General features: G+C 39.9%; 16 protein-coding genes. 6 read left to right on the top strand and 10 right to left on the bottom strand.

Annotated elements, in window-relative coordinates; all coding sequences use genetic code 11:
• Positions 1-80 precede the first annotated feature (80 nt).
• Complete coding sequence (locus AACZ73_RS04470) at positions 81-488, top strand: transcriptional repressor (RefSeq protein ID WP_339875762.1); 408 nt, start codon at positions 81-83, stop codon at positions 486-488.
• On the opposite strand, the gene AACZ73_RS04465 is transcribed toward AACZ73_RS04470, so the two are convergent.
• Positions 485-712: a hypothetical protein gene (locus tag AACZ73_RS04465; RefSeq protein ID WP_339875760.1), complete on the bottom strand. Its 228-nt coding sequence runs from the start codon at positions 710-712 to the stop codon at positions 485-487. The genes AACZ73_RS04470 and AACZ73_RS04465 overlap by 4 nt on opposite strands.
• Before the next feature lie 150 nt (positions 713-862).
• On the opposite strand from AACZ73_RS04465, the gene AACZ73_RS04460 reads away from it, so the two are divergent.
• On the top strand, positions 863-1,336 hold the full coding sequence (locus AACZ73_RS04460; protein ID WP_339875758.1) for a YcxB family protein: 474 nt from the start codon (positions 863-865) through the stop codon (positions 1,334-1,336).
• 165 nt (positions 1,337-1,501) lie between these two features.
• Here the strand turns inward: AACZ73_RS04460 and AACZ73_RS04455 are convergent, their stop codons facing one another.
• The 4 genes from AACZ73_RS04455 to AACZ73_RS04440 all read right to left on the bottom strand — a co-directional run bounded on the left by AACZ73_RS04455 (position 1,502) and on the right by AACZ73_RS04440 (position 6,415).
• Positions 1,502-1,891: a DUF1398 family protein gene (locus AACZ73_RS04455; RefSeq protein WP_339875756.1), complete on the bottom strand. Its 390-nt coding sequence runs from the start codon at positions 1,889-1,891 to the stop codon at positions 1,502-1,504.
• A 154-nt stretch (positions 1,892-2,045) separates the two neighbouring features.
• Positions 2,046-2,597 (bottom strand): dihydrofolate reductase family protein, encoded by a 552-nt coding sequence (locus tag AACZ73_RS04450; protein ID WP_339875755.1) that lies wholly within the window; start codon positions 2,595-2,597, stop codon positions 2,046-2,048.
• Positions 2,598-2,678: 81 nt separating this feature from the next.
• Positions 2,679-5,807, bottom strand: coding sequence for a S41 family peptidase (locus AACZ73_RS04445; protein ID WP_339875754.1), 3,129 nt, complete (start codon positions 5,805-5,807; stop codon positions 2,679-2,681).
• A gap of 101 nt (positions 5,808-5,908) precedes the next feature.
• Positions 5,909-6,415, bottom strand: a complete 507-nt coding sequence (locus AACZ73_RS04440; RefSeq protein ID WP_339875753.1) for a fasciclin domain-containing protein — start codon at positions 6,413-6,415, stop codon at positions 5,909-5,911.
• Positions 6,416-6,602: 187 nt separating this feature from the next.
• On the opposite strand from AACZ73_RS04440, the gene rlmH reads away from it, so the two are divergent.
• Positions 6,603-7,076, top strand: coding sequence for a 23S rRNA (pseudouridine(1915)-N(3))-methyltransferase RlmH (gene rlmH / locus AACZ73_RS04435; protein WP_339875751.1), 474 nt, complete (start codon positions 6,603-6,605; stop codon positions 7,074-7,076).
• Between the two features lie 172 nt (positions 7,077-7,248).
• Positions 7,249-8,070: a hypothetical protein gene (locus AACZ73_RS04430; RefSeq protein WP_339875749.1), complete on the top strand. Its 822-nt coding sequence runs from the start codon at positions 7,249-7,251 to the stop codon at positions 8,068-8,070.
• Positions 8,071-8,187: 117 nt separating this feature from the next.
• Here the strand turns inward: AACZ73_RS04430 and AACZ73_RS04425 are convergent, their stop codons facing one another.
• From AACZ73_RS04425 to AACZ73_RS04415, 3 genes are all read right to left on the bottom strand, one after another.
• A complete protein-coding gene (locus tag AACZ73_RS04425; protein ID WP_339875748.1) occupies positions 8,188-8,703 on the bottom strand; it encodes a peptidylprolyl isomerase in 516 nt (171 codons plus the stop codon).
• Between the two features lie 20 nt (positions 8,704-8,723).
• On the bottom strand, positions 8,724-10,370 hold the full coding sequence (locus AACZ73_RS04420; RefSeq protein ID WP_339875746.1) for a capsule assembly Wzi family protein: 1,647 nt from the start codon (positions 10,368-10,370) through the stop codon (positions 8,724-8,726).
• 62 nt (positions 10,371-10,432) lie between these two features.
• The gene (locus AACZ73_RS04415) at positions 10,433-11,098 is read right to left on the bottom strand and encodes a hypothetical protein (RefSeq protein WP_339875744.1); all 666 of its coding nucleotides are present in this window, start codon (positions 11,096-11,098) and stop codon (positions 10,433-10,435) included.
• A gap of 135 nt (positions 11,099-11,233) precedes the next feature.
• On the opposite strand from AACZ73_RS04415, the gene wecB reads away from it, so the two are divergent.
• Positions 11,234-12,334: a UDP-N-acetylglucosamine 2-epimerase (non-hydrolyzing) gene (gene wecB / locus AACZ73_RS04410; protein WP_339875742.1), complete on the top strand. Its 1,101-nt coding sequence runs from the start codon at positions 11,234-11,236 to the stop codon at positions 12,332-12,334.
• Between the two features lie 7 nt (positions 12,335-12,341).
• Complete coding sequence (locus AACZ73_RS04405) at positions 12,342-12,824, top strand: cupin domain-containing protein (RefSeq protein WP_339875741.1); 483 nt, start codon at positions 12,342-12,344, stop codon at positions 12,822-12,824.
• Between the two features lie 46 nt (positions 12,825-12,870).
• On the opposite strand, the gene AACZ73_RS04400 is transcribed toward AACZ73_RS04405, so the two are convergent.
• Both AACZ73_RS04400 and AACZ73_RS04395 read right to left on the bottom strand, forming a co-directional pair.
• Positions 12,871-15,774 carry a TonB-dependent receptor gene (locus tag AACZ73_RS04400; protein WP_339875740.1) on the bottom strand — a complete coding sequence of 968 codons (2,904 nt, stop codon included), beginning with the start codon at positions 15,772-15,774 and terminating at the stop codon, positions 12,871-12,873.
• 79 nt (positions 15,775-15,853) lie between these two features.
• A complete protein-coding gene (locus AACZ73_RS04395; RefSeq protein ID WP_339875738.1) occupies positions 15,854-17,089 on the bottom strand; it encodes a hypothetical protein in 1,236 nt (411 codons plus the stop codon).
• Positions 17,090-17,105: the final 16 nt, after the last annotated feature.

Genomic DNA, 17,105 nt, shown 5'->3' with positions numbered 1-17,105 from the left:
ACTCCTCTCGAAGCCATATGGAACAGGATATTTATAACTTGAAATCAATTTTTGATTAGTTTTGTTTCAAACACATGAGCATGTCATCACCTCTTTCCATTTTACAAAGTCATAAACTTCGCATCACAGATTGTCGTCAGGAAATCATCCGCGAGTTTCTGGACAAGCAAGTGGCTTTGGCCCATTCAGATCTTGAGGAATCATTGGACAGTCAGTTTGATCGGGTGACCATCTACCGTACACTTAAGACTTTTGTGGATAAGGATGTGGTTCACAAAGTTCTCGATGACAGTGGGGCAACTAAATATGCGCTTTGCTCGCATGAAGAGAAGGAGCATAATCACGAGCATGTACACTTCAAATGTGAAATTTGTGGGGAAACGACTTGTCTGGAATCCATCAACCTTCCTGGTATTAAACTACCAGCGGGATTCAAAAAGAAAGAAATGAGTTTGTTAGTGCAGGGAATTTGCGACAAGTGTCATTAAAATTCAACTGGCTCCGGAACCCTTGATTTCGGAGAATCACTTGGCCACAACACTCCCGGTGGCAAATCAATTTTGGGAGGAGTAAGATCTTCTACTCCACCATCTCCATCATCCTCACTGCTATCACCCTTTCTCAGGGATTTTTTGGTAATGGTAGCCATCACATAGATGAGAATGACATAAGCCAAACCACAAAGAATCAAATCTACTACAAGACTGCTCATGGTGAAAAATTTTAGATAATATAGTTGAATACCATTAGTAAATCAATGGCTAGCGCAATTTGTTTCAAAGGAAATGCCAGTTTTATGATTTAATTCGGCTTGCTAAATCCCACGGATAGGTGGATATTTGCGCACTGAAAAACCTAAGTGATGATCGTAAAAACAAAGAAATATCAGCTTCCTACCGGGACTTACATAAAAATTGCCCTTGTCAACATACTAAAACAACAGTGGTGGGTGATACCAATAGCTGTAGCTATCGCCTGTGGATATTTCTGGATTCCTTCGATTTGGTGGATTATAGGTGCAGTTTTAGCCTACGGATTATATGTATTGTTTTGGGCAATACAATTTACGGGAGTAACTCAGATGGAGCAAAACAAAGTTATCTTCGACAAGATGGCTTACGAAATTGACAGCCGCCAGATTTTGATGAAAATCAACACGAAGCAAGGAATGCCTGTACAATGGAATATGATTAAAACCGCCGAGAAGAGGAAAGACGCATACCTGCTTTACATGTCCAAAGCGCAGTTTATCCATCTACCATTCCGGATTTTTAATTCTGAAAATGAGCGGAAATTTATGGAAACTATCCTGAAGCGTAAAGAGCTGATCAAATAAGCGCTTCCCCAATATATAGCAAAAGCCTCCCGATTTGGGAGGCTTTTGCATTTACAGATATCAAATAATAGAGTAAAATTAAAGAGGACCAATTATGAATGTCATCAGCTAGGTTTAACTCTAATTGGATTTTATATAAGTAGAACTTGATGGATTAAATACAGTTTATTGGGGGATAGCTTCTACTAAAATCGGTTTGCCGGATTTATCGTAATACGTGCAGCTCATCTTTTCCGTATCAACAACCCATTTTTCAATACCTGCAGTTGCACAGTCGCTACAAAAAGTAGGGTAATCAGTTTCTCCTAGTTGATGTGCTTTCAAACGCGCTTTAAATTGTTCTACATCAGAAGTTTCAGAAACAATCATTACTTGATAGCTAGCAGGACTCGAGGTCTTATAGTCCTTAGCTCCATAATAGTCTGTGTGGCCGTCTGCTACAAATGTTTCATAAAAGCTAACACCCAATTTTTTGATATCCTGTATGTAAGCAGGAAAGTCTGCACCAGATTTCACTTTGCTGTGAACTTCTTTAATTTGAGCTATAGTAAACATGCTTTGCTATATGTTAGGTGTCTGGATTATTATTCTTTATACTTTAAAGATCTATCTTTTTGATAAATGAAATTTGATTTAGCGCGAATGGCTTTCTCTTTAAGTTAATTAAACTCAACCTGCTATGTAATTCTTGGATATTTGATTTATGGATCTAACTCTTTATTGGTTGGTAGTAAATAAGAACAGCTCCTCCACTGAAGCTTTTGGTTTTTACGAGTTTAAAAATAATCCTGTCATTAATCTCTTCAAACAGTGGTAAACCGCTCCCTTCGACCACAGGATATATGCACAATTGCAATTCGTCTATCAGGTTAAGGTTCAATAGTTGAATAATTAAACTGCGGCTACCAACTAAAATATCTCTCCCTGATTTTTTCTTAAGCTCTAAAATTTCATCTTTTAGGTCCCTTTTTGCCAGGGTTGCACTTTCCCAATCAGCATTTTGAAGAGTACGAGAAAAAACAATTTTTGGGATTTTGTCAATGGCTACGGCAAAGTCATTCATTGATTTTTCATCGGAAGGATTTTCGAGCAGAGTTCGCCAGAATTCCATCAATTCGTAAGTCTTCCTCCCGTACAGAATTGCTTCTCCCTGATCTAATAATTCTGTATAGTGTTGATGTATTTCCTCATCCGGCAGTCCAGCGGTGTGGTCACAAATCCCATCCAACGTCATGTTAAATGCTGCAATTACTTTCCTCATACCTTATTTATCTGATTGATTTTCGAAACTCCTTGTAAGATTGGCCTCAACATAATAAGTCAATTTTGCTTTTTTAAAATCTCACTTCACCTTTCCTATTATTATTTCTATAGCCTTATCCAGCTGGTTTTGGTTTCCTTGCACCCTATCCACAAATCCCTCTTCTACCCGGATATCCGGCTCAACTCCATCTTTCTCCAAGTTACGTCCATCCAGCGTATAGCATCCCCATGCCGGAAGTCGGTAGAAAGAACCATCCACCAACCCTTGACCTGAAGTGAATATGATCCATCGATAGGTTTCTGTTCCTACAATTGTACCCAAACCCAGTTGCTTAAAACCCTGTGCTGTCATCTCTGCGTCAGACAGTGACTGCTCATTGATCAGGAGTACTATTGGCTTGTCTGACGGGGAAAAGTTAGGCTGATTGGTCAAAGCGCCATCACGATATTTCCATTGCAGATAGCTCTTTTGACTTAAGAATTGCAATACCTCGTCGTGAACATTTCCACCAGTATTATATCTCAGATCAAGTATTAAACCATCCCGATTTCCTTTATTTGAAACCATGTATTGCAAAAAATGATGGAGCTCTGCTCCTCCCATATTTTTCATATGAACATAGGAAATACGATCACCGGTTTTCTCATTTACGTACGCTTCGTTCTCATCCATCCACTCGTCGTACAGCCAGTTCTTCATCTCAAAGTAAGAGGCTGGATGCACCTTCACCTTGACAGTTTCCCCCTTTCTGTTGAAAGTAAGCTCTACTTCCTTAGCTATAGTTGGTGCAATGAAATACGTCTCCCGGTTTTTGGACTTATCCACAGATATACTGTTCACCGCGATCAACTCATCACCTGGCAAGACAAGCTGTGGTTCCAAATCCATAGGACTATCTTTCAAAACTTTATCCACAACAAATGGAGCATCTTCTTTAAAGACTATACCCGTGACCATTGTTTTGCTACCTAAGTAAATTTCTTCCTCCGAACCATTGGAAGAAAACCCAAAATGTGAAGTATTCAGCTCACCAAGCATATCATTAAAAATCTCCCGAAGATTCTCTCTACTACGTACATACGGCAAAAATTCAGCATAGCGATCACGTAGTTCCTGCCAGTTTTGCCCGTGAAAATCACCATCGTAAAAATTCTGCTCCATACCTGCCCACGCTTCATAATACATCTGCTGAAACTCATTTTGAAGGTTTTTGGCAAAGGTTTCAGAGATTTTAATCTCCTCAGTTTTGTTAGAATTTGGATCCAGCGTACTGACTTTTCCACCAGCCAAAAGATAAAGTTTTTCCTTAGACTCTACGATTTCATAGCCTCCTATACGCTGGTCACTAACCTTCTCGGTTTTGGAATCTTCAAAATCTTCCAAGGTAGTTTTCCACAATTTGGATACTCCCTCATCATGATTTGAAGTATAAAAAACATGTGTTTTGCCATCCTTCTGGTAGATATATGGAGAGGATTGCTCTCCGAAACTTGGACCTATCTGCTCCAACCTATCCATGAAATCCCCGGGAGTTATTTTTACTTTCACTTTTTCTTCAGGCTTTTTATCTTTTTCCTCTTTGGACTTTTCAGCAAACAATTCATCTATCTTATCTGACTGAAAGAGGTCGGCAAACTTGTCCAACTTCATGCGGTAAAGGTGTGCATCAGTAGTTCCAAAAGGATAGCTCGCATGGGTACGATCAGTAATAAAATAAATGTACTTGCCGTCTGGCGACCAAACCGGATTTGTCTCAGTTACCAACGTTTCAGTAAGATTTAGTGTCTTCTTGGTAGCACGGTCATAGATCACTATTTCGCGCTCGAAATTGCGAATCGGGGAAAAGACTACATATTGATCGTCTGGTGAGAAATGAGCTTTAGGAGTATATAGACCCCAAAGCTCATCTTCCACCAGCATTTTACTTTCCAGTGTTTTTAGATCAATCTCACGTACTTCATTTCTGCCACTTATATAGACACCGAGACTTCGGTCCTTATTCAGCGTCAGCTCTCTGTTTTTATCCTTATCATCTGTCAGCTGTTTCTCCTCCCCTGGATTCTGTGCAGATATTGTAAACCAATTATGATAACCCTTTACTGTACGGGAGTATAATAAGGTCTTATTATCCGCTAACCACTTCACCTCTTCCACAGCTTCTTTGGGATCAATTGGGATCCGCTTTACAAACTTCCCTTTTACATCTGAGATAAAGAGCACTCCTCGAGACAGGAATGCCATCTTCTCTCCATCCGGCGAAACATCGAAATAGCTTAGATTACCCTCTACTTTTCTCGGGATATCTTGACCCAATGTTTGATTCTGGAATACACTGATTTCAGGCTTGGTAGTCTCTCCCGAAGCCACATCGTAAACGAATATTTGATAGTCCTTTCTGAAAACAATCTTCTTCCCGTTGGCACTTACTTTTGGCCACATGATAGAAGTGGGAAAATCTGTTAATTGAGTTTTCACTTTCCCTTTGAATGTATACAGATTATATTCCCCATTTGCTTCATCGGACATGAAGAAGACCTCTCCATTTTGATCTATCGTAGCACCGAAATCCTTGCCTTCATAATCAGTATATTGGGTAAAAGCTTTTGTGGTAGGATTGTAAGATTTGATATCGGGATTGTATTCACCTTTGTATCGCTTGCGGTGAGCGAAGTTCTTGCTTTCCCAGGTTTCATTGAAATAGATCTCACCTGTTTTAGGATTAATTACCGTATTGTGGATTGTGTTAAAGTAATGAGGAAAAAGTCGGGTTGGTGTGGACCCATCTAAATCAATGGAATACCCAGAGAAGCGATTATACCGGTCTGATGTGAAATAAATCTTATCACTATCCCAACTCCAGGATTCCACTTCATCCGTTGCTTCATGAAAAGTCATCTGCCGAATCTCACCTCCAGCAATGGGCATCACATATACATCAGTATTACCAAATTGCTCCGCAGAAAAGGCTAACCATTTACCATCAGGAGAAACTGCAGGCTTATTTTCTACTCCTTGCATAGCTGTAATCCGAGCAGATTGACCACCAGAAACGGGGACTTTCCACAAGTCTCCTTCATAGCTGAAAATGATGGTTTCTCCATCAGGAGTTAATGTAGGATCAGAAAGAAAGTAAGGTGAATTTGATGATTGGGATTTTGCTTGAAAAAAAGTGAGTATAAAAAAACAGGTCAGAAATAAATTTTTCATAGACATATGGTTTTTGGAATCTGTCTAATAAAGTTAAAAAAGCGAAGACAATAAAAAAGCCTGTCTATCAAGACAGGCTTCCTTTCATAAATTATCCATCCTTACATAGGAGGCATAATCACTGTATCAATCACATGTACCACACCATTGTCTGCCTCAATATCCGCTTTGGTGACGGTAGCATTGTTAATCATTGCTTTTCCATCCATCAAGGTTACTTCAATAGAGCTCCCCTCCACTGTTTTTGGCATTTGACCATTTTTGAGGTCTGCGGCCATCACTTTACCAGGAACTACATGGTAAGTCAAGATTTTAACAAGCTGAGCTTTATTTTCCGGCTTTAGCAAGTTTTCAACCGTTCCGGCGGGAAGTTTTGCAAAGGCATCATTGGTGGGTGCGAACACTGTAAATGGACCATCTCCTTTCAATGTTTCCACTAAATCACCCGCCTTTACCGCTGCAACCAATGTGCTCAAAAAATCCTGAGACATAGCTAGCTCGACAATATCCGCATCAACTTCCGTCTCGTGAATGCTTCTGGTCTTGGGTACAAATGATGATGCTATAACGAGCATCATTAACATCGTTACTATTCCTAATTTTTTCATGGTTGTTAAATTTTAGAGTTTTGTTGTTTCATTAGCCATAACAAAACGGATAAGTAATTGTTTTTCAATTTCTTAATTCATAAGATTTCAAAATACAGATGTTATAAAAAAGCTGATTCAATTGCCTTCAAAGGCCAAATTCATCACTTTCCAAAAAAATGATATTTAGAATTTCTGATATTTGGATATGCAAATCAAACTCATTGCAATCGGCAAAACTGACAACAAAGCAATTGTAGACCTGATAGAGGAATATGCAAAGCGACTTAATTTTTACATAAAGTTTGATTTAGAAATCATCCCAGACCTGAAAAACACGAAGTCCATTTCAGAGACAGTCCAAAAACAAAAAGAAGGAGAGTTAATTTTGAAAAAAGTGATCTCTTCGGACGATTTGGTTTTGTTGGATGAGCGCGGCAAAAGTTACAATTCCATCGATTTCTCCAGCTATATCCAGAAAAAAATGAACTCGGGTTTGAAACAGTTGACATTTGTAATTGGTGGGCCTTATGGTTTTTCGGAGGAGGTTTATGCACGTGCAAATGGAAAGATTTCCATCTCCAAAATGACTTTTTCACACCAGATGATTCGCCCGTTCTTTATCGAGCAGCTTTATCGTGGGTTTACTATCCTGAGGAATGAACCTTACCATCACGAATAGTTAGTAATCATTTGAACCAAGTATCAGAGGCTTGCATATGTAACTGATACTGAATATTGACCACTTACATTATTCCATTGTTAAGTTTTGGATTACTATATGTTTTAATGTTACCAAATTGTTAACTTTACTTAACATTGTTCGTGTAATAGTAACATTAGCTTCATCCAAGGTGAAAAAAGTATTTCTCACATATCTATTTATCTCTGTTTTTGGCTCTCTAGCCAATGCACAAGATGCTGTGATACCTTCGGAGGAAATACGTTTTGAAAGCAACACAGAAAAGGAATTTTGGGAAGCAGGTCGGGAAAATCCTTATTTACTTTTTAGAGCTGTAAGGGCCGAGCAATCTCTTTCAGATGAGAAATGGTTTGGCCTTCTCGCGGATTTGGATGACAAATACAATAAAAAAGGTAAGCATATAAATGTGCTTCGTCAGCTCTTTGAAAAATCCCATCAGCAATTATTTAAAACTTACGAACAGCATTCTACTTTTAATGACATGCTTGAGCAAGGAAAGTTTGACTGCGTGAGTGCTTCTGCTGCCTTAGCCTTGCTGTTGGATCGCTACCAATTTGACTATAAAGTAGTCGAAACAGATTACCATGTATTTATTGTGGTGAATTTTGAAGGAAAAGACATCATCTTGGAAAGCACACTTCCGATCGGAGGAATGATTACCGCACCTTCAGAAGTTGCTGCCTATCTGGAAAGTTACAAAGCGGACAACACTGTACAACTTCAATCACTTAATCAGCGATTAGGGGCACCAAAAATAGATCTTTCGGACAATGCTATTTTCAGGAAAGTCGATCTTATTCAACTGGCAGGATTACAATATTACAACGATGCCATCTCCCATTTTAATGAGCAAAGCTTCGAGCAGGCATCGAATCAATTAAAGAAAGCACTGAAACTTTATAATTCAGACCGCATAGATGGCCTAAAGGCACTAGCGGAAGAACAGGCAAATCTTACAGCTAGCTCAAAGTAATTTAAATTCTAATCTGAAAAGGGAGCTAAAAAGATTTTTGTGCTATTACGTGAAGAACTAACCTCCCAAATTTGATATAAAAAATGCCCTGTTCTGAGAAAAGGGCATTTTGATTTTTTAGTGATGATGATGTCCATCTGGACCATGTGCATGACCGTGTTCCAATTCTTCAGGAAGTGCGTCTCTTACCGAGATAATTTTGCCTACAAAAGATAAATCGTATCCTGCCAGTGGCGGATTGAAATCCATGTGGACCCCTATGTAATCAATTTTAGTAATCTCTCCGCGGATCTGACCCCCATTATTATCCTGCATAGGAATGACATTCCCAACTCGCAGTAAATCTTTGTTGATCTTCCCTTTTTCCTTAAAGTTTGCTTTTGGAATCACCGTCTTTTTCTCCTCCATATAATCCCCATACGCTTCATCATAGCTTAGATCCGCTGTAAATGAATCCCCTGCAGACTTACCCAGCAAAGCTTCTTCAAACTTTGGAAACACCTCACCTGCGTTATATAAAAAATAAAAGGGTTTGTCCTCAGGTATCGATTCATAGGGAACCATTCCCGTCTCACCATCGTCAACTTTCAGGTCGTAGCACACTGCTACCACTTTATTCTTCTCTATTTTCATAAATCTAATTAATCAAACTCCTATTGGAATATGTAAGCGAAACCAACCTGCCCTACGAAATTTTTCCGGTCATATCCCGGAACAAAATACTGATCAGGATTATTTTCCAAATACCATTTATAGTTCAATGTGCTTACATATTGCAATCGGGCATTGAGCAAAACATTTCCAAATTTCCAATCACCTATCAGTGAAGGTACAAGGTCAACATACTTATTTCTCCAATCTTTAGAAGCCTCGTATCGATAGTAGTAATAATCATTATTATAAACAATCCGCTCCATTTGGAAGCCAATTCTATTCATTTCATTCACCCAGGCAAACTCCACAAAAATCACATTGCTTCCCGGTCCATTTCCTGCGCCTAACACCTGGCCATTATTTGTGTAGCCGTCGACTACGTGATCATGAATATACCAAGTATTAAGAGCTCTAATATCTTCCCTGATGGTTTGTCCTGTTTGTGTCATTTCAGAACTGATCTGGAAATAATGTCCAGGTTGACGCAGATTCATCAAATGTGAAAAGCCAAAGGTAAATGCACGCCCTGCTTCAGGAGTTATCATGAAATCATTGAGTTTCCGGTCATTATCCCTAGTGCCGTATTCTCCATAGAATTCAAAATGTCCTTCAGGACTCAGCCATCTAAAAAAACCTGAACTGAATTGCTGTCTCTTTTCCTGTGTAGGATCTACAATATTCTTAGCTTTTTTTCTCCCATTCAATATAGGTAGCACATCTCCTATATCCGTGATATCTTTTCTATATACTTGGCTAGTAGATCCATACCCTAGGAATAGACCTGGCACCCATTTAGGCTGATAGGTAAGCACCATTCCAGACAAAAACCGCTTATTATCCTCAGGTTTTGGGACTAAAACACTATTTTCCTGAATTCGGTAATCGGGCCAAGGAGGTAAAAATCCGGAGGACTTTAAGAAGCCTCCAATCAATTGCCCCTCAAATGATCCAATAGTAGTTTCTACTGGCTTTCTGGTATTTGCAGTTAGGTGGACAAATCCCGGAGCATTATTTCCTAACAAGAGTGAACTTCTTCTTCCCGGTCCCCACCACAGATTCTCTGAAGAAACACCGACGGAATACTCCTTGAAATTATACCGGATACTGGATTGCCCTAAGTATGCCTGGTTATATGCATCAGTTCCAAATCTCTCGGGCATATCTATTCTATTCATATAATCATAATAGAATAGAATACTCAACTGATGCTCAATCGGAAAACCTAAATAATCTTTGTTTTGAGCCATCAAAAACTCAGGCTGAAATTGCACGCTTAAAGGCCCATACTCTAGATAAGCTCCCGGACTTAAAATAGTTTGGAATCCGCGGTTTGGAATAAAGGCTCCGTCATTGACACCAAAAGCATAAGTAGAATTGTATTGTAATTTTGCCACTGCCGGCATGATCAGAAATTTTCCCTTATTGTCTTTTCCAAAGAAGGTATGAACTTCTGACAAGTCCATATCAACGACTGAGCTATCTAGATCAAACCCATATTTTATTTTGAAGGCGGATTCGGGATAAAGCGGCCTAATCATGAATGAGGAGGAAGAATCCACATCTCCAAGCAACTGAGCCCGTCTCAAGTAATCATCCAATACTGGAGTTCCTACAGGCACAGTCTGAGCCGAAATATAATGACTCATTAAAAGAAACAGCAATGAGGTTCCAAGACAACTGTTCAAAAATTTCCTTGTGTTCAACATTCTCATTTCAAAGTTAAGGCTTCAACAGTTACTCCCGCAAGAGACCAGGACTCATCACATTTCGGATCCCCGGAATTCGTGGCTACCAAATCAGAGTCCATATAAATTCTGGCAGTTGAACTACTATGTTCAATGATTTTGGAAATGCTGTATCTGCTGGTATAGTTTGGTGTGGTGCCAAATAGACACAAGCCGGGCATATCTGTTTGAATGGCTCCAGTTTTAGGTCTATTGGTTTTAGTAAATGTATCTGGATAAGACTGGTATAAACAATAAGTTGATTCGCAGGGAGTATTGGAAAAAGTAGTCCTGAATACCTCTTCATTATCCACTCCAAAAAACCATTGATCTGGACCACTTACTCCGTCTGGAGTATTCCCATCCCAACTATCATGGATTAGGATTTCAAGCGTCACTTTCAGCAAGTTATGCGAAGGAATACCTGATAGATTCACAGCAACTTCCTCATTATGATAGTAGCCTACAATCGTATCATTCTCAAAAATGATAAATCTTCCATTTTCAAATCCTGCAAGATTAGCATCAGAAAAATCATTTGAATAGACTACTCGTTCTGACTCTAGAGTATCGGCACAGGAGAAAAAACAAATTATAGCCGTAAGCAGAATAAAGGCTTTTACTCCTTTTGACCAAAGATTACAATTCATCAAATTCAGTTAGTTAAGCAAATATAACCCTGCAAAGAAACAAAAAAGCAACCAAACCAGACTTACCAAAAGAAGGCTTATTTCCATTCCCTCCAAAATGATTTGCTATTTTTGGGCAGAATATAAATACAAGCGATGGCTACTTTTACTATTGTCGCAGGTGCGCGGCCGAATTTCATGAAAATCGCACCTATCATTCATCAGTTTATCAGAAAACAAAAAGAAGGAATTGCAGTCAAATTCCGCCTCATCCATACAGGTCAGCATTATGATAAAAAGATGTCTGGAGACTTTTTTGAGCAATTGAACATTCCTGAGCCTGATTCTAATTTAGGAGGCGGAGGTGGAACTCAGGCCGAACAAACTGCTGCCATCATGGTAGCTTTTGAAAGTGAACTGCTCGAAAATCGTCCAGATTTGGTATTGGTTGTAGGCGATGTCACTAGCACACTCGCTTGCTCCATCGCAGCCAAAAAGCTTCAAATTGACGTGGCTCATGTCGAAGGAGGAATTCGTTCGGGTGACTTGACCATGCCTGAAGAGATCAACCGAATGGTAACGGATAGCATCACAGACCATTTTTTCACTACCTCGGAGATTGCCAATGCTAATCTCCGAAAAAGTGGTATAGCTGAAGAAAAGATCCATTATGTGGGAAATACTATGATTGACTCATTGATGGCTCAGATGCCCAGATTTCAAAGGCCTGAAGGTAAAATCTTTGAAAGTCTAGTGCCAGGAGAATACTTCGTGTTGACAATGCATAGACCTGCAAATGTAGATCAAGAGCACAAGTTGAAAGCGATGATCGATGCCATCCTAGAAGGAACAGGAGGTCTTCCAATTATTTTTCCAGTGCACCCAAGAACTGCCAAAAATCTGCAGTCCCTTGGAATCTCTGCGCCAAACCTTCATATGAGTGATCCTCTTGGTTACTTGGAATTTAATTTTCTAGTAAAAAATGCAAAAGGAGTCATTACTGATTCCGGGGGGATTACCGAAGAGGCTTCAGTTATGAATGTGCCATGCATCACCTTACGGGATAATACAGAGAGAGCAGAAACCATACATCTGGGCACCAACGAACTGGTAGGTACAGATCCAGTAAAGTTAAAACCCTACTTGCAAAAAATCATGAATGGTGAGTGGAAGCAATATCAGGGAATTCCCCTTTGGGACGGAAAAACCGCTGAACGTATAGTCGAGATATTGATTGAGTCTTACTCTCTTAACTGATATGAGTGTGTCTGAAAGAATCAACTTCTTAATAGAAAAGTTAGGACTTAAAGCTCATCCAGAAGGTGGGTTCTATTCTGAAGCCTATCGATCCGAAAGAAGGATAAATACTGATGCAGGTGAAAGAGACCTAATGACATCTATCTACTTCCTTCTTACCTCAGAAAATGTTTCAAAATTCCATAGGATCAAAAGTGACGAACTCTGGTTCTTTCACGAAGGAAGCAATTTGACAATTCACACTTTAAGTGAGCTCGGTCATCAAAAACGCACCTTAGGAAATCCGTCAGCTAACGTTAATACTTCTTTTCAGCATTTAGTAAAATCCCACACCATCTTTGGTAGCACTGTAGATGCGCCAAATAGTTATGCATTGGTCTCATGTGTAGTTGCTCCAGGATTTGATTTCAAGGATTTTGAGCTCTTCGAAACCAAAGCTCTCCTTCACCAATTTCCTGAATCCAGCGAAATCATAAATAAATTGACATAAAAAAAGGCTCCAAAAGGAGCCTTTTTCAATTGTGGTAATTTGTCTTTTAGAATGAGAATGAAACTCTCATGTTAATTTTGGTCCCTGGAGTTAAGCTGCTGAAAATCTGATCTTCAGCTTGGTACGATTCATACACGTATTGCTTCTTGGAGTTCAGGATGTTATCCACACCTAACCCAGCTTGAATACGCTCATCCGCTCCAAAAGTCTTGTTGATGTTCAAGTTCAAGCTATTGAATGGTACAGAATACGTATCCGTCCTGTTTCCAAATCCTACATATTGTAAGGAAGATCCCTGCACATTATAGAAAATACCTGCTTCCCATCCGGTAGTGAATGAGTTGTAGCTCAAACCTGTATTGATCAGATAAGGAGCCTGACCAGCCATATCTCTCTTGTCATCGATCACTTGGCCTTCTCTAGCACTAAGTTGTCTGGATCTATATTCAGACTCTGACATTTCGATTTGCGATTTAGTAATGGTCACGTTGGTATTCCAAGTGAAATTTTCAAGACTAGGTGCGATCATCTTCAATGACTTTCTAAATTCTAGTTCCAATCCAGCAACAGTACCGTTACCCACGTTTCTTGGTTGGAAAGTACCTGGATCAGCAAGGAACTGCACCATTTCTATTGGCTTCTCAAAAGTCTTATAGAATGCACTTACTGATAGCATTTGTCCTCTATCCTGAAATGCTTCCCATCTCAAATCAAAGTTATTCACGTGAGTTGACACTAGATTTCCGTCCCAAAGAACCTCTGATCCACCATTCGTAGTCTCAGGATAAAGACCACCTATGAACGTTCTACCTGTAATCGGATCAAGGATTTCAGCATAAGAAAGTTCTTTGAAAGAAGGTCTTGCGATAGTTCTGGAAGCTGACGCACGGAAGTTTTGGTTTTCCTTCAGGTTGAAAATTAAGTTTACAGTAGGGAAGAAATCCATATCATCCAATACTTCTACCAAATCATAATTGATAGTTCCTGTTTGGTTTGTACCTGTATAATACTGATTGAACTTCTCAACTCTCAATCCGACAATCGCCTTTAACTTTTCAGTCGGGTTTGTTTCCAATGAAGCATAACCAGCCATGTTTGTTGCGATAGAATTATAGGCATTTGCATTAATTGGAATAAAGTCCGCATTGTATCTTACCCCATTTCTATTGTCTCCAGAGAAAAGATTCTCGTCAAGCAAAACCTCGTTTGGATCTCCATTGAAAAGGGTGTTTCCTGTTGCAAACTGGAAGCTTTGGATATTGAAATCACGCTGCTTGTATACATAGTTTCCACCAAATTTCACTTTACCTTCTCTTTCGAAAAGAGAGATTCTCCTGGTAATATCTCCTTTACCAACGACACTGTATTCTTCCAGATTTCTCCAGATTCTTGCAGGCAAGCCTACTTCCGTAGAAATTGTATTTGTTGGTTCTCTAAACCTTGTAAATCTAATGTCCGGATCATCAATAGTAGATCTAGTAGGAGCTACTTTCCAGTTGATTTCCCAGTCATTTCCATTTAAATAATGCGTACCACCTAGCAAAACACTTGTCAAGCCTCTTTGGCTGTATTCTAGGTTGTACTGCTTGGCTTCGAAATTTGCGCCTAGATTGGTATTGATAAAGTCAAATTCACCTGCTTTTGATTCACCATTCTGTAGGTGCATCAAGTTCAATTTAAATTTGGAATGATCTGTCTTCAATGCGATCCCCGCAAGTCCACCAAGCAACACATTATTTACTCCGAAGTCACCACTCTGTCTTTCCAAAGGTTCTAATTCAGTCTGGTTAGCCTCTCTTGGTTTGGCATACAAATTATATTCAGCATCCTGATAGAATTCAGTTTCATTTTTGTAGGTCAAAGCAAAATTGTAACCCCAAGTTGCTTTAGGTCTAGCGAATTGATTTCCAAGGGAGAAGCTCACACCCACGTCCATTAAGCTATTCGCTCTATATCCACCTAGCGTTTTGTTGAAGTTTCCAAGAATCTCTTGGTACTCCATTCCTTTTGCGCCATTAGGATTCCCTACTGCGTCACCATATTGAGGAATGTCAGTTCTTCCGTCTGTTGGAATTGCTCTCGTTCCATCATCAAAGCCTAAAAAGTCGGTATTTCCACCATCATATTTCAGATAGTTTGAGTTGAAGTGCATCGATGGATTGATCCCACCACTTAAGCTCAACCGCATAGTTTTTTCTTCAGGAAAATCTTTTGTTTCGATATCTACCACACCACCTGTGAAATCAGCAGGTAGCTCGGCGGTGAAAGATTTAGAAACAATAATATTATCGATCACATTGGTAGGAAAAATATCCATCTGAATGGTATTTCTATCAGGATCAAGTCCTGGAATATCCACGCCATTCAAAACAGTTTTGGTGTATCTGTCACCAAGTCCTCTAACGTAGATGTATTTGCCACCTTCAATGGAAACACCCGTCACGCGCTTAACAGCGGAAGCGGCATCGCCATCACCTATCTGGCGAAAAGTACTTGCCGAAATACCATCGATCAGGTTGGCTGCATTTCTTTTTACAGAAAGAAGAGCAGATTCCGTAGTTCTAATAGCAGACGCAGATACAGTCACCGTCTCCAGATCTGACGCTTCTTCGGCCATGAGTAGATCGTTAATCACGTTAACTTCTCCACCTTTTACGACTACTTCGGTAAGGTTGATAGAAGAATAAGAGATATAAGAAATCTGTAAAGTATAGGAGCCAGGAGCTACCTGAATTTCAAATTTACCGTCGAAGTCAGTGACTGCGCCGGTTGAAGTTTCTTTCACTAAGACAGAAACACCAAACAAAGGTTCGCCCGTACCTTCTTCGTAGACAGTACCACGGATAGTACCTGTTTGGGCAAAAGCAAATCCTGCTACTACTTGAGAAAGTACTATCAGAACTAAAATCAGGAATCCCTTCATGAGTGGATTTGTAGATTGATTTTTCATACAGCAATTAGATTGAATACTCAAAAAGAAGGAAGAAAGTAACCTTGCAAGTCTTTCCTTCCTTCTTTAAAAGTGTGTGTTATTTTAGATCAGAAATAGCTCCTGAAGCTGAAGTCCAAGACCATGTGTTAGCGAAAGCAGCCTTATTCGCACCGACAGTATTTGCACCGGCGGCTACAGCAGTCGCTGAAGCTACAGTTCCATTTTTGAAAACAGTTGCTAACGTAACACCGTCAGCAAGAGTAGCTTCAAGGTTCATGAATTTCAAGTCGCCACTAGCGAAAGTTGCCAACGTCTTGTCACCGCTTAGGGAAAGGTCACCACGTCCGTCTGTGGTAGCCGGATCAGCAAAGTTGAAAAAGTAAATGTTCTGGAAAGTACCTCTTGCTCCATCTCTGAAGTCACCTAGCTCAGCTACGTCATTTCCTATGATAGAACCGTTCATTAAAGTATGGCCAGCGTTGTAAGAACCCTCTGGACCGTCAATTTCAAGACAGTGATCAGTTTCGCCACCTGCAACTACGATAAAGTTATCAAGAGTACCAGCCCAAGCTTGGTCAGTATCCAAACCGTCATCACCAGCATTCCAGATGATTGCATTCTTCACGTTTACAGTTCCACCAAACCATTCGATTCCATCATCTTGGTTACCGATGACTTCTATGTTTTCGATTACAGTTCCTGTTCCAACAGCTCCTAAAGTAAGACCGTTGATTTCATTTCCTTCACCGATGTTAGCTCCACCGTGACGGATAGATACATACTTAAGGATTCCAGAATTATCTGCATCATCAGATCCACCGTAAAGTCCGTTCGTATCAGAAGGTGGAATACCTTCGATTTGAGTTTCGGTCACATCACCAGCAAGGGAAGCTTTAGCTTTACCTAAGATGATCAATCCACCCCAAAGTCCGGAAAGGTCTGCCTCAAGGTTAGGAGAAGCGATCTCACCAGGCATGATTTCGTCAGCTACAGTAGTGAAGATTATTGGGGAAGTTGCTGTACCCTGAGCATCAATTTTAGCGCCTCTTGCGATGATCAAAGCAGTAGCGTTAGATCCGGATCCAACTTCACCTTTTACAATTACGCCTGGCTGAATAGTCAGCGTGTTTCCAGAAGTTACTGCGATTCTACCTCCAAGGACATAAGTTTTACCTGTTTCCCAAGTAGTGTTAGAAGAAATGTTCGTATTTACCAATACGTCATCAGTTTCAGGATCAACAGGGACAACTGGTTTGTCATTGCCATCCACACAGCTAGTGAATCCAATCACTACTGCTGCAAACGTGAATAATAGGGAATTGAACTTTTTCATTGAGATATTATAATTG

The sequence above is a fragment of the uncultured Algoriphagus sp. genome (assembly GCF_963974835.1).
Classification (GTDB): Bacteria; Bacteroidota; Bacteroidia; order Cytophagales; family Cyclobacteriaceae; genus Algoriphagus.
This window is presented reverse-complemented; position numbering and strand designations above follow the sequence as displayed.

Bases quoted from the DNA above. Each gene is read 5' to 3' on its own strand.
- AACZ73_RS04470 (WP_339875762.1), top strand. From the start codon at position 81: ATGTCATCACCTCTTTCCATTTTACAAAGTCATAAACTTCGCATCACA.
- AACZ73_RS04465 (WP_339875760.1), bottom strand. From the start codon at position 712: ATGAGCAGTCTTGTAGTAGATTTGATTCTTTGTGGTTTGGCTTATGTC.
- AACZ73_RS04460 (WP_339875758.1), top strand. From the start codon at position 863: ATGATCGTAAAAACAAAGAAATATCAGCTTCCTACCGGGACTTACATA.
- AACZ73_RS04455 (WP_339875756.1), bottom strand. From the start codon at position 1,891: ATGTTTACTATAGCTCAAATTAAAGAAGTTCACAGCAAAGTGAAATCT.
- AACZ73_RS04450 (WP_339875755.1), bottom strand. From the start codon at position 2,597: ATGAGGAAAGTAATTGCAGCATTTAACATGACGTTGGATGGGATTTGT.
- AACZ73_RS04445 (WP_339875754.1), bottom strand. From the start codon at position 5,807: ATGAAAAATTTATTTCTGACCTGTTTTTTTATACTCACTTTTTTTCAA.
- AACZ73_RS04440 (WP_339875753.1), bottom strand. From the start codon at position 6,415: ATGAAAAAATTAGGAATAGTAACGATGTTAATGATGCTCGTTATAGCA.
- rlmH (WP_339875751.1), top strand. From the start codon at position 6,603: ATGCAAATCAAACTCATTGCAATCGGCAAAACTGACAACAAAGCAATT.
- AACZ73_RS04425 (WP_339875748.1), bottom strand. From the start codon at position 8,703: ATGAAAATAGAGAAGAATAAAGTGGTAGCAGTGTGCTACGACCTGAAA.
- AACZ73_RS04420 (WP_339875746.1), bottom strand. From the start codon at position 10,370: ATGAGTCATTATATTTCGGCTCAGACTGTGCCTGTAGGAACTCCAGTA.
- AACZ73_RS04415 (WP_339875744.1), bottom strand. From the start codon at position 11,098: ATGAATTGTAATCTTTGGTCAAAAGGAGTAAAAGCCTTTATTCTGCTT.
- wecB (WP_339875742.1), top strand. From the start codon at position 11,234: ATGGCTACTTTTACTATTGTCGCAGGTGCGCGGCCGAATTTCATGAAA.
- AACZ73_RS04400 (WP_339875740.1), bottom strand. From the start codon at position 15,774: ATGAAAAATCAATCTACAAATCCACTCATGAAGGGATTCCTGATTTTA.
- AACZ73_RS04395 (WP_339875738.1), bottom strand. From the start codon at position 17,089: ATGAAAAAGTTCAATTCCCTATTATTCACGTTTGCAGCAGTAGTGATT.